Source organism: Pseudoduganella rivuli (genome assembly GCF_009674485.1).
Classification (GTDB): domain Bacteria; phylum Pseudomonadota; class Gammaproteobacteria; order Burkholderiales; family Burkholderiaceae_D; genus Rugamonas; species Rugamonas rivuli_B.
Map to the genome: position 1 here is coordinate 21,726 of NZ_WKJJ01000014.1, position 12,813 is coordinate 34,538.

11 protein-coding genes are annotated in these 12,813 nt (G+C 65.4%); 5 read left to right on the top strand and 6 right to left on the bottom strand.

Translation table 11 applies throughout. The annotated features are described in order from the left end of the window. Positions 1–67: 67 nt before the first annotated feature. The gene (locus GJ700_RS21420; protein WP_154377695.1) at positions 68–517 is read right to left on the bottom strand and encodes a carboxymuconolactone decarboxylase family protein; all 450 of its coding nucleotides are present in this window, start codon (positions 515–517) and stop codon (positions 68–70) included. 133 nt (positions 518–650) lie between these two features. On the opposite strand from GJ700_RS21420, the gene pdxR reads away from it, so the two are divergent. The 3 genes from pdxR (at position 651) to mdcG (ending at position 4,463) form a co-directional block, all read left to right on the top strand. Then, entirely contained in the window at positions 651–2,084 is a 1,434-nt protein-coding gene (gene pdxR, locus GJ700_RS21425; protein WP_154377697.1) for a MocR-like pyridoxine biosynthesis transcription factor PdxR, read from the top strand. Between the two features lie 86 nt (positions 2,085–2,170). After that, positions 2,171–3,829, top strand: coding sequence for a biotin-independent malonate decarboxylase subunit beta (locus GJ700_RS36135; RefSeq protein WP_308700701.1), 1,659 nt, complete (start codon positions 2,171–2,173; stop codon positions 3,827–3,829). Beyond that, positions 3,813–4,463, top strand: a complete 651-nt coding sequence (mdcG, locus tag GJ700_RS21440) for a malonate decarboxylase holo-[acyl-carrier-protein] synthase (RefSeq protein ID WP_154377699.1) — start codon at positions 3,813–3,815, stop codon at positions 4,461–4,463. Before GJ700_RS36135 ends, mdcG begins: the two co-directional genes overlap by 17 nt. Positions 4,464–4,479: 16 nt before the next feature. Here the strand turns inward: mdcG and GJ700_RS21445 are convergent, their stop codons facing one another. From GJ700_RS21445 to GJ700_RS21465, 5 genes are all read right to left on the bottom strand, one after another. After that, the gene (locus tag GJ700_RS21445; RefSeq protein WP_154377701.1) at positions 4,480–6,357 is read right to left on the bottom strand and encodes a putative bifunctional diguanylate cyclase/phosphodiesterase; all 1,878 of its coding nucleotides are present in this window, start codon (positions 6,355–6,357) and stop codon (positions 4,480–4,482) included. Next, entirely contained in the window at positions 6,354–6,917 is a 564-nt protein-coding gene (locus GJ700_RS21450; protein WP_154377703.1) for a YfiR family protein, read from the bottom strand. The genes GJ700_RS21445 and GJ700_RS21450 overlap by 4 nt, the downstream gene beginning before the upstream one ends. Beyond that, entirely contained in the window at positions 6,917–8,926 is a 2,010-nt protein-coding gene (locus GJ700_RS21455) for a TonB-dependent receptor plug domain-containing protein (protein ID WP_229507156.1), read from the bottom strand. Before GJ700_RS21455 ends, GJ700_RS21450 begins: the two co-directional genes overlap by 1 nt. Positions 8,927–9,186: 260 nt before the next feature. Beyond that, positions 9,187–9,642, bottom strand: coding sequence for a thioredoxin TrxC (trxC, locus tag GJ700_RS21460; protein ID WP_154377705.1), 456 nt, complete (start codon positions 9,640–9,642; stop codon positions 9,187–9,189). A gap of 81 nt (positions 9,643–9,723) precedes the next feature. After that, the gene (locus tag GJ700_RS21465; protein ID WP_154377707.1) at positions 9,724–10,239 is read right to left on the bottom strand and encodes a DUF6622 family protein; all 516 of its coding nucleotides are present in this window, start codon (positions 10,237–10,239) and stop codon (positions 9,724–9,726) included. A 208-nt stretch (positions 10,240–10,447) separates the two neighbouring features. On the opposite strand from GJ700_RS21465, the gene GJ700_RS21470 reads away from it, so the two are divergent. Together GJ700_RS21470 and GJ700_RS21475 are read left to right on the top strand one after the other, a co-directional pair. Further along, complete coding sequence (locus GJ700_RS21470; protein WP_229507157.1) at positions 10,448–12,001, top strand: S10 family peptidase; 1,554 nt, start codon at positions 10,448–10,450, stop codon at positions 11,999–12,001. A gap of 158 nt (positions 12,002–12,159) precedes the next feature. After that, entirely contained in the window at positions 12,160–12,813 is a 654-nt protein-coding gene (locus GJ700_RS21475) for a hypothetical protein (protein WP_154377709.1), read from the top strand.

The window sequence follows — 12,813 nt, forward strand, 5'->3', positions numbered from 1 at the left end:
AATATACGCGCCACCCATCAATATGTAAATACTTTTGTTTACTTATTTTCCCTGTGGCCGGCTCCCGTTACAGGGTTGGCAACTTGCGGAACCCGACGCCGAAGCGGTTCCAGCTGTTGATGGCGTTGACGGCCATGGTCACCGCCACCATTTCCGCCGGCGTGAACTGTTCCGCCAGCGCAGCGTAATCAGTATCCGGCGCGTGGCTTTGCGCCAGCAGGGTCAGCGCTTCGGTCCACGCCAGCGCGGCCCGCTCGCGGGGCGTGAAGAATGGTGTTTCGCGCCAGACGGACACGCCGGTGATGCGGCGCTCGCTTTCGCCCTGCTTACGCATGTCGCCGGCATGCAGGTCGACGCAATAGGCGCAGCCGTTGATTTGCGAGGCGCGCAATTTGATCAGTTCGATCAACGCCGGTTCCAGTCCCAGTTTGCCGACCGCCACTTCCATGGCCATCATGGCTTTCATGGCATCCGGCGCGGCCGCGTAGAAATCGATGCGGGGGGTATGGGCTTGCATGGTGTCGCTCCTTGTCGGGTTGGTGGATGGCGCCATTGTAGGAAGCGCCACCACCGCCCGAGGATGCCAATTCCCGCAAAAACGCCGGGGCCAAGGTTGCCAACCTGAGCGAAAACGGGCAGCCTAGCGGTCCATGGAATTGCATATCGTCATCGAAGGCCGTAAAGACCTGGCCGGCCAGCTGTACCGCCAGCTCGGCGACGCCATCCGCAGCGGCCGCCTCGCCCACGGCCAGCAATTGCCGCCATCGCGGCTGCTGGCCGAACAGCTGGGCGTGTCCCGCAAGACCGTGGCACAAGCGTACAGCCGCCTGACACTGGACAAGCTGGTGGTGGGCAAAGTCGGCGCCGGCAGCTTCGTGCAGGCGCCGCCCAGGCGCGGCGCGCCCCGCGCGCAAGCCGCGCCGCTGGCGGCGGCCAGCACCGTGGCGCGCTGGGACGCCCTGCCCGCGCCGCTGCGCCATCCCGCGCCGGAAGGCCGCGCGCGCTATGAATTTGTCGGAGGCCGCCCGGCCGCCAGCCTGTTTCCCCAGCAAGACTGGCGGCGCTGCGTGCTGCATGGCATGCGCGATGAAGCGAACGCGCGCGGCCGCTATGTTGAAACCGAAGGCGTACCCGCGCTGCGCGACGCGATTGCCCGCCACGTGGCGTTTACCCGCGGCGTGGTGTGCACGGCGGCCCAGGTGGTGGTGACCAATGGCGCACAACAGGCGCTGGATTTGCTGGGCCGCGTGCTGCTCGAGCCCGGCTGCGTGGCAGCGGTGGAAGATCCCGGCTACCCGGCCGCGCGCATGTTGTTTGCCGGCCAGGGCGCGCAGGTGGTGGGCGTGCCGGTCGACCACGACGGCATCCTCCCCGACCTGATTCCCGCCAACGCGCGCCTGGTCTACGTCACGCCGGCGCACCAGTTTCCCCTGGGGATGCCGATGAGCGTGGCGCGCAAGCGCGCCTTGCTGGCCCGGGCCAGGGCCATCGGCGCCATCGTCATCGAAGACGATTACGACAGCGCGTTCCGTTACGAGGGCCGCCCCACCGATTCATTAGCCGGCATGGACAAGCACGGCATCGTCGCCTACGTCGGCACGTTTTCCAAAGTGCTGACGCCGGAATTGCGCATCGGCTTCATGGTGGCGCCCGATGCGCTGCTCAATGCAGTGCAGAATGCCAAGCATTACAGCGACTGGCATACCGCCGCCCTGCCGCAGCATGCGCTGGCGCGCTTTATCAGCGAAGGCGCGCTGCTCAGGCACATCCGCCGCTGCCACGCCGTCTATGCGCAGCGGCGCGAGCACCTGCGCGCCGGTTTCGCGCAATGGCTGGCGCCCTGGTTCGACCTGCTGCCCGCCACGGCGGGTTTCCACATGGCGGCGCACTGCCGCCGCGACGTGGACATGGACCAGTTGCTGCGCCTGGCGCGGCGCGCCGACGTCGGCCTGTACACGCTGGGCAAATTCTATTGCAGCCAGCCGCCGCGCGAAGGCTTGATGCTGGGCTACGGCGCGATCGACACGCTCGATATCGGCACGGCATTGCAGCGCGTGCGCGATATCCTCGAGCAATCGGACTAAACCACGCCCGCCCGCACGGTAGCGGGGCCATGCTGGCGGGCGGCCAGCCGTGCTAACCTGTTGGCAGTTCCTATCCCGGAGTCCGAATGAGCAGTTACCTGGAAGCCTCCGCGCGCGAACGGCTGCGCCAGCTGTGCGATGCGGACACCTTCGACGAATTTGCCGGTCCCGGCCACCATCCCGCCAGTCCGCACCTGGCGCTGCTGGATGCGCCCACGTCGCCGGACGACGGCATCGCCGTGGGCCGGGCCCGCATCGGCGGCATGCCCGTGTTCGTGGCCGCCCAGGATGGCGCCTTCATGGGCGGCACGGTGGGCGAAGTGCATGGCGCCAAGCTGACGGGCATGCTGCGCCGCGCCGTGGCGGAACGTCCGCAAGCGGTGCTGCTGCTGATCGATTCCGGCGGCGTGCGCCTGCATGAAGCCAACGCGGGCCTGATCGGCGTGGCCGAAGTGCTGCGCGCCATGCTCGACGTGCGCGCGGCCGGCATCCCCGTGATGGCGCTGGTGGGCGGCGCCTGCGGCGCGTTTGGCGGCATGGGTATCGCGGCCTGCTGCGCCAACGCCGTCATCATGTCGGAACCGGCGCGCCTGGCCATGTCGGGTCCGGACGTCATTGCCACCGCGCACGGCGAGGAGGAATTCGATGCGGGCGACCGCGCGCTCGTATGGCGCGTCACGGGCGGCAAGCACCGCCGCCTGCTGGGCGATTGCCAGGCGCTGGTCGACGACGACGTGGCGGCGTTCCGCGCGGCCGCCATGGACGCGGTTGCCGCTATCGCCACGGCGGGCGGCGCGGCGCTGTCGGCGGCCGCGCTGGAATACGAACAGGCGCTGCTGGCAGGCCGCATCGCGCGCTTCGGCGCCCTGTCCGACCCGATCGACATCTGGGCTGCGCGGGGCGTCCCCGATCCGGCCGCCGTGCCGGCGCTGGAGACGGCGCCCTTCAACGCGATGGCCGCCGCGCTGCCCCCGCTGCCTGAAGGTGCGCTGCAGGACGGTATGCAGTCCCGGGAAGATGGCGGCGACAACTGGCAAGCCGTGGCCGGCCAACTGTTCCCGCAAGGACACGGCATCGTGCGGCAAGGCGCGGTGCTCAGCGGCAGCGCCCGTTTGAACGGCCAGCCGGTGGCCGTCGTCGGCACCTGCGGCCACGCGGCCATCGGCGTTGAAGTCGCGCTGGCGCAAGCCCGCGCCGTGCTCGATGCGATGCGCGACCATCCGGGCCGCCCCATCATCCTGCTAGTCGATACGCAGGGCCAGCGCCTGCGCCGGCGCGATGAAATGCTGGGAATTAACCGCTACATGGCGCACCTCGGCAAATGCATCGACCTGGCGCGCCGCCGTGGCCACAAGGTGGTGGCGCTGGTCTACGGCCAGGCGCTGTCGGGCGGTTTTGTCACCAGCGGCCTGATGGCCAATGCCTGTTATGCATTGCCGGACGCGGCCATCCGCGTGATGGCGTTGCCCGCCATGTCGCGCATCACCAGGGTGCCGCTGGAGCGCCTGCAACAGCTGGCAACCGGCCACCCGGTGTTTGCCCCGGGCCCGGAAAATTACCTGCGCATGGGCGGCCTGGCGGCGATCTGGGAAGGGTCGGCCATGCACATCGCACTGACGATGGCGCTGCACGATTGCCCCCGGCTGGATTTCCGCGCCGCACAGGGCGCGCAGCGCGGCGGGCGCAAACTGGCCGCCGCCATCATCGACGCCATCGTGGAGGGCCGCCATGTACAAGCGCCATGATTTGCTGTGGCTGACCCGGGCCGGCTGGCAAGCCGCGCTCGACGGCCATCCCGAACACCTGGCTGTTTTCTCCTACTGGCGCGACGAGGAATGGCCGGTGGCGGTGCGCCGCCATGATGCCGGCATCAATCCCGGGCAGGAAGTCTGCGTGGGCCTGTCGCTGCCGCCCGATGCGCAAGGACGCCAACAACGGATCGGCTGGCGCGTTCCAACTTCGTGCGTGGAGCGCAGCGGCCCGCCGCTGACACTGAAGGCGGCGCGCCCCGCCCTGCCCGCCGATTGGCGGCCCGGCTATACGCGCCTGCAGGAACTGGCGGTGGGGCTGGATCTGCGCGTCTATGGCGCGCTGGCGTGGCAGGCGCTGACGTCGCTGCCTATCATCACGCCGGCATCGACCATCGACATCCTGCTGCGCCCCGTCAGCCGCCACCAGCTCCAGGCCGGGCTGGCGCTGCTGTCCGGCCCGGAACACGGCTTGCCGCTGGACGGCGAAATCATGTTCCCCAATGGCGACGCCGTCGCGTGGAAGGCATGGCCGGGCGCCGACACCACCCGGGAGCTCGTGCTGGTGAAAACCCTGACGCAAGTCCGCATGGCTGATCCGGCCGACTTGCTGGCCACCCTGAAACGCTGACGACGCGTCCGGCGCTTCAATGCACGGGCTGTCGCTGCGCTTCGATCAGCTGGCGCAGCGCTTCCGGCGGCATGGGCTTGCCCAGCAAGTAGCCCTGCGCATAGGTGCAGCCGGCCCGGCGCAGCCACTCCAGCTGTTCGCGGCTTTCCACGCCTTCGGCCACCACGGCCAGCTGGAAGTCGCGCGCCAGTGAAATCACGGCGCTGACGATGGTGGTGCCGTCGTCCGGCAGCGAACACGTGAAGCTGCGGTCGATCTTCAACTGGTTGATCGGGAAACGCTGCAGGTAGGCCAGCGACGAATACCCGGTGCCGAAGTCGTCGATCGACAGGCGCACACCCTTGCCGCGCGCTTCGCGCATGAATTGCACGGCCGATTCCACGTCTTCCATCAGCATGCTTTCCGTCAGTTCCAGTTCCAGCTGCATGGCCGGCAAGCCGGTCGCGGCCAGGGTGCGCAGCACCACGTCGAGGAAACCCTTTTCGCGCAACTGCCGCGCCGACACGTTGACGGCGATGCTGGGCGGGGGGATGCCCGCTTCTTCCGCCATGCGCATCCAGCGCGCAGCCTCGGTGCACGCCTGCAGCAGCACCCATTCGCCCAGCGCGACGATCAGGCCACTGTCTTCCGCCACCGGGATGAATTCCGCGGGCGAGATAAAACCCTGTTCCGGGTGGCGCCAGCGCATCAGCGCTTCCGCCCCCACCAGTTGTTCCGTGCCGCAGTCGAACTGCGGCTGGTAATGCACTTCCAGGCCGCCGCTTTCCAGCGCGCGGCGCAATTCGCGCTCGAGGCGGATGCGGCGCTGCGTGCGCAGCGTCATTTCCGGCACGTACTCGGCCAGCCGGTTGCGGCCGGTTTTCTTGGCGTGATACAGGGCCGTGTCGGCGCCCGTCACCAATTCTTCGCGCGTGGCCGCATCGTCCGGATACAGGCACATGCCGACGCTGGCGGTGGCGAAGATATCGCTGCCTTCGATATGGAACGGCTTGCGCAGCGCTTCCGTCACGCGCCCGGCCAGCTGGCGCGCCACCTCGCGCTGCGGCACCGGCGACAGCACGATGGCGAATTCGTCGCCGCCGATGCGCGCCACCACGTCGCTGTCGCGCACCAGCGATGTCAGTTCGGCCGCCACCTTGCGCAGCAATTCATCGCCCGCGTGATGGCCGGCCGTATCGTTGACCACCTTGAAATTATCCAGGTCGATCAGCAGCAGCGCCACACTGCCGCCTGACGTGGGCTGCTGCGCCAGCCGCTGTTCCAGGATGCGGTAATTGGCGCGCCGGTTCGGCAAGTCCGTGACGGAATCCGTGTGCGCCAGGTTGTCCAGCGCCCGTTCCGCCTGCGCCACCCGGGCCCGCGTCTTGCGGATCAATTGCTGCGCCACGAACAGCGCGCCGACCGATGCGGCCAGCATCAGGCCGATATAGCGCACCATCGTGTCGCGGATACCTTGCGTGCTGTTGACCAGCACCACCTTGCCCAGCCGCGTGGCCTTGTAACCGATGTCGGACGTCACCCGCACTTCGCCATAAGTGGGTTCGCCCTGCGGCGCCAGTTTCGGCGGCGCTTCATGGCCTTCCACGCTGTATTCGGAAAACAGGTCGCCGCCGGCGTCGTAGACGGCCACCTGCAACAGGTTGGGGGCGGAACGGAATGCGCGCAGCATGTCGGCGGCCGCGTCGCGGTCGCGGAACATCAGCGAGGCGGAAATATTATCGGCCACGATGGCGGCCTGCACGTGGCTTTCCGTCACCAGCGCCTGGCGCTGCGACAGCAATTGATAAACCAGCAAGATGCAGCATGCCACCACCACGGCGGTGGAAGCGGCCAGCATCTGGCCGGCGCCCAATATCGACGTCAGTTGCAGCGATTCTTTTTCTTTATGTTTCACAGCACATTCCTCGCCAGCCGCAGCAAGCGCGAACTGAACTTCAATCCCATGCGCGCCGCCTCCCGCGTGTCGATATCGAATCGTACATGTTCCTCCTCGTCCACCAAGGTCACCGCGCCCGCATACTTGCCAGCCGCATTGCCGTCCACCACGTACAGCGTGGCGACGGGTTCCGGCGCGCGGCTGGGCGCCACCTCCACCGCCAGCACCGTGATGTCGCACACTTTTGGTGCACTTGCCGCGTCATACAGTGTCCACGGCCGTCCGTTGACCGGCTTGCCCTCCAGCTTGCGCAAGCTGTCCCACAAGGCGTGGGCCGGACGGGCGCAGACCGCGAAGGGCCGGTCCGGCGCGGCGCTTCCGGGCCACGTGGTAAACAGCGCGATATTGTAAATATACGCTGCCTTCAGCGCCCCGCCCTGTACCGGCGCCTGGGCGTGGCTTGCAGGCGACAATATACAAGCCAGGGCCAGCCACCCCGCATTCCACCCGTTATGCCACCACGCTCCCGGCGCGCGCGGGCGCGCCAGGCGAGCGGTGTGCCGGGTGGCCGTGACCATCAAAAGCCTCCCACCAGTTTCAGCGCCAGCGTGCGGCTCTGGCGCATCAATGCTTCCTGGCGGAACGCGGGACCGGCCGGGTCGGCATAGCGCGCGTCGAACAGGTTGTAGACGCTGAACGACAGGTCCGTGTGCTGCGCCAGCCGGATCGAGCCCAGGGTGGCGTTGGTGACGCAATACCCTCCCGTCATGGCGTTCTCGGTGCGGCGCGCCGACATGCACTGGATTTCACCCGCCAGGCGCGCACGGTAGCCCAGCAGCGGCATCGCGGCATTCAGCTTGAACAGCCGCTGCGGCGAATTGACCAGCGCCGCGCCCCCGCTGTCGCGCACCCGCTGCCACGAATGGCTGGCGCGCAGGCGCAAGCCGTTGCCCACCTGCCGTTCGATCGACAATTCCGCGCCATTGGCCGTGGCGTGGTCCGTATTGAGGAATTGCAGCATGCCGTCGTCCAGCGTTTGCTGGGCGATCAAGTCGCGCGTGCTGTAGCGGAACAGCGCCAGCCGGGCAAAGCCGGGGTCGCCATAGCGGTGTTCCAGGATCAATTCCCGCGTGGAGATGTGCTCGGCGTGCAGGGCGGGATTGGCCAGTTGCCCCCCTTCGCCGGGAAACGCGTAATACAGCTCGTACGCGTTGGGGGCCCGATAGGCGGTGCCATAAATCAGCTTGGCCGTGTCGCTGGCATTGGCGTGCCAGATCAGCGCCACGCGCGGGTTGGTGTTGGCGCCGGTGGTATCGTCCCAGTCGTAGCGCAGGCCCGCGTTCAGGATCCAGCCCGGCGCCAATTGCACTTCGTCTTCGATGAACAGGCCCGCGCGGGCATCGGCGCGGTGGTCGTCCAGTTGCACGCTGTAAGGGAAATCGTAATTGAACTGGTCGCGCCGCCGGTTGCGCTGCACGTCCAGGCCCGCCACGATCTTTTGCGACGGCAGCCCGCTCCACGTCAGCTGCGCGCCGGCGCCATACCACGCCGCATGGTCGCCGTCGCCGCTGGCCCGGGGCAAGCCGGCATCATCCGGATAACTGCCGATACCGAAATAATCGGCCCGGCCCCAAAAGGCGTGCACCATGGCGCCGAGGTCCGGCGCCAGTTCGCCCGCATAGCCGGCGCGCACGAAGCTTTGCGTATCGCGCGTGTAATTGGGGGTGTCGAACACGGCGCCGAACGAACCGGTCGGTATCCCCTTGGTGCGCGCCACATAGGCCGCCGACACCGTCCATCCGCCATATGTTCCCTTGGCGTACAGGCTGTGGCTGCGGTCGTAATCGAGGCCGCGCGCCACGCCATGGTTTTGATCCGGTGTATCGTATTCGGGGAAATACAAGTCCTGGCCGCGCCGCGTATATGCGCTGGCCGACAGCACCGCGTCGGCGCCATTCTGCCCGTGCCAGCCATGCGTCACGCGCACCCGCTTTTCGCCAAAGCCGGCCCCCGCCACCGCCACCTGCGTGCCGGTCTTGCTGCTGCCCGTGCGCGTGATGACGTTAATCACGCCAAACAGCGCATTGGCGCCATACACGGCCGAGCCGGGTCCCGGCACATATTCGATGCGCTGCACCAGGTCCATGTCGAGCAAGCCATCGGTGCCGACCATCGCCTGGTCATACACGGCATCGTTGGTGCGCATGCCATCGATCAGCAACAGGAAGCGGCTGTCGTAATCGCCGGGACGCAGGAAGCCGCGCGCGCCCAGGTAACTGTAGTTACGGTCGTTGGTGACGTACAGGCCCGGCAGCGACGCCAGCGCATCGCCCAGTGTGCGCCAGCCATGGTCGCGGATATCCTGCGCCGTCAGCACCACGACGGCGGACGGCGCATCGGCGATCGCCTGCGCAAAGCGCGACGGGGACGTGACGACCTGCAATTCCAGTAATTGCTCCAGCGGCAGCACGGCCAGTTCATCGCTACCGCTGTCGGGATTGATTTTCTGCGGGGGAATGGGAACAGCAGCAGCGCATGTGGTAACCGCGCCGGCGGCGACAGCGAGCGCCAGTCGGGCGGCTCGCAAAGGGTGCAACCTCGTGACCATAACCATTCTTTCAGGGTTTGCGGAAAGCTGGCGGCCCTGTGATCTGCCCGCATCGATGCACACGATGCAGTGTCACATCGGCGGCCGGGCTGCAGGCCGGACCGCCGCAAGCGAATGCATGTTACACGGTAATGCGTGAAATGGGTGTCAACTGTTGCTTACAAGCATCCATTTGTGGTCATGGATGTTGCAAAGATGCATTTTTGATGAAGATATGTTAGGGCGCTTCAAGGTTGGCTTCAGTGCTGGCCGTTCGCTTGCTGCGCCCACGTCATGATATTGCGCGCATCCATCGCGCCCGGCTGGCGCGCCACTTCGCGTCCCCCTTTGAACAGCGCCAGCGTGGGAATACTGCGGATCGCGTAGCGGGCCGCCAGGTCTTGCGCTTCTTCCGTGTTGACCTTGACGACACGGTACATGGGTTCCAGCCCCATGGCCGCCTGCTCGAAGAATGGCGCCATCTGCCGGCACGGGCCGCACCACGGCGCCCAGAAGTCCACCAGCACGGGCAAATCGCTGCGGCTGATGTGCTTGTCGAACCGCGCGCTGGTCAAGTCCACCGGCTTGCCGGCAAACAGTTCGCGATGGCACGCGCCGCACGCGGGGGTATGGGACAGCTTGACTGCGGGCACCCGGTTGACGGCGTCGCAATGGGGGCAAACGATGTGCAGGTTGTCGGGGACTTGTGATTCCATGGCCAATCATCTTCCTGTTACAAAATGCCGCCAATGTAACAGAAATGCGGGCCCGGCAGCGCGGGCCTGCGTGTCGCCGTCTTACACGGCGGGCACTGCCGCCACGCCGGCGCCGTGGTAAGTGGTGATGCAGCGCAGCAGGCGGCCATTGAATACGCCGTTGCACAGCCCGAACAGCGCGCACGCCGCCATCGCGAAATCCGTGTTATGGGCCAGCGCCGGCTGCATGCCCATCGCGGCGGCCACCACGTATTTACCCAGGAACACCGCCATCATCAGCGCCAGCGGTGTCCAGCTGCCGCGCAATTGCACGGTGCGGGCCGCGCGGTCGACGCCGGCCATTTGGCCGTCCGACAGACGCCACGCCAGCGCCGTGCCTGCCGCCATGGCGGCCAGCCACGCGGCCAGCACCGTGGCGCCGCCATCGAAGCGGCCCGCGATGCTGGTCAGGCCCAGCACCAGCATCACGGCCGGCATGATGTACAGGCTGCGGTACGACACCACGCGGTCGCGGCTCGATGCAACGCCACGCACGATGAGGAAGGCGAGGATGGCCCAGACATAAACCGGGGTGTGGCTGACGATTTGCTGCAGCATGGTGATCTCCGTGTAGTGGGTTGCGATGGACGTACTGTGCCTGCGGCGCCCCGCGCCGGCCACCCGCGTGCGACGAAAGCGGGAAATCGGGGAGCGAAACAGCGATGGATGGCGATACTACGGAAATGTATCGGGTTTGTAACCCGGCAACTTTTACAGTTGCTTTTGTGGAAAACTATGCGGCTTCACAATCAGGAGTTTCTCACCGATGAAACCGCTTACCCGCCTCGCCCCCATGTTGATGCTGGCCCTGTCCACCGCGTATGCGCAGCAGGGTCCCGACGCCAAAGCCGAAGCCAAGGCCGATGTCAAAGCGGAAGCCAAACCCGCGGCGCCGGCCCAGTTCGAGCGGGCGCTGAAAGCGGAATCGGCGGTGACGAAAACGGGCCAGGTGACCATCAAGGGCAAGGTGGTGCCGTATAAAGTCACGGCCGGCACGCAGCCGGTGTGGGACAAGGATGGCAAAGTCATCGCCTCGCTGTTCTACACGTATTACCAGCGCAGCGACGTGGCGGACAAGGCGAAACGGCCGCTGGTGCTGTCGTTCAACGGCGGTCCCGGTTCCGCCTCGGTGTGGATGCACGTCGCCTACACGGGCCCGAAAATGCTGAACATCGATGACGAAGGCTACCCGCTGCAACCGTACGGTGTGCGCGACAATCCTCATTCGATCCTGGACGTGGCCGATATCATCTTCATCGACCCCGTCAACACGGGCTTTTCCCGCATCCTCGACGCCAAGGCCGACCGCGCCACCTTCTTTGGCGTGAATGCCGACGTGGCCTACCTGGCCGAGTGGCTCAATACCTTTGTCTCGCGCGAAGGCCGCTGGACGTCGCCCAAATACCTGATCGGCGAAAGCTATGGCACCACGCGCGTGGCGGGCCTGGCGCTGGAATTGCAGAATGCGCACTGGATGTATCTGAACGGTGTGATCCTGGTCTCGCCCACCGAGCTGGGTTTGAAACGCGACGGCATTGTCGGCGATGCGCTGAACCTGCCGTATTTCACGGCCACCGCGTGGTACCAGAAAAAGCTGCCGGCCGACTTGCAGGCCAGGGACTTGAAGGACGTGTTGCCCGAAGCGGAAGCGTTCACGGTGGATGAACTGATCCCCGCGCTGGCCAAGGGCGGCTTCCTCGATCCGCAAAAGAAAGCGCTGATGGCCGCCAAGGTCGCGCGCTATGCCGGCATCAGTGAAAAAGCCGTATTGCAGCACAACCTCGTGGTCCCCACCGAATTCTTCTGGAAGGAATTGCTGCGCGACCAGGGTTACACGGTGGGCCGCCTCGATTCCCGCTACAAGGGTATCGACCGGACCGACGCCGGCGACAAGGTCGATTACAACGCGGAACTCACGTCATGGCTGCATTCGTTCACGCCGGCGATCAACCACTACCTGCGCGATGTGCTGCAATACAAGACCGACATCAAGTACAACGTGTTCGGCTCCGTGCACCCGTGGGACAACAAGAACGACACCACCGGGGAAAACCTGCGCAAGGCCATGGCCATGAACCCGTTCATGAAAGTCATGGTGCAATCCGGCTATTACGATGGCGCCACCACATACTTCGATGCGAAATACACGATGTGGCAACTGGACCCCAGCGGCAAGATGCGCGACCGCCTGCGCTTCGAGGGTTACCGCAGCGGCCACATGATGTATTTGCGATCGGAAGACCTGGCCAAATCCACCGACGACTTGCGCGACTTTATCCGCTCGACCTTGCCGGCCGCCAATCAGCCGGCCAAATACTGACACCCGTGGGGCCGCCGCAACGGCGGCCTGTTATTTCGATACAAGGTTACTTAATTTGCATGCTTTTCGTGTAAGATTGTTTCCGCTCATTGTCGAGCAGAAACAATCAGGGTCGGAAGATGCATGTAGAAGTACCGAAAAAAGGCGCGCTGGCGTCGTTGAAAACGTTTGCTGCCGAGTACGCGATGATTGTCGTCAGTATCCTGACGGCGCTGGCGCTGGAACACGCGGCGACCAGCTGGCACCGCAAGCACCAGGCGCACGAGGCGGAAGACCGCATCAAGGCGGAAATAGCCTATAACCTCGCGGAGTTACGTAAGAACATCGCAAGGAACGAGCTTGAAATTAAAAAATTCAGCGAACTCCGCGAATTGATGCGCGACGCCATCGAACAGGGCGACGATAAAACCGGACAGGACAAAGCGGCATTTACCGCAGAACTGAACCGCCGACACAAGGAAAAAACGCGGGGCCACTTCGATCTGAAAGTCGGCACCCCCGTCCTGCGGCGCGAGGCGTGGGAAGTTGCCGTGGCAAGCCAGGCCGCCAGCTGGATCGATACCGCCGCACTGCAACGCTATTCCAGCGTCTATGCCACCCAACGCGACATGACGCCCTTCCTTAATTCAACCATTACCACGCTCAGCGGTCCCGCGGTCCTGGGTACCATGACACAAATGTCCGTGAAGGGCACGAAAACAACTCGGGAAATTTTTCAGTTCTACGCCGACCTGTGCAACACGTTGCAATTACTACAAGGGAGCATGAAGGACCTGGAATCGACCATCACGCAAAACATGGGAAAAGCGTGA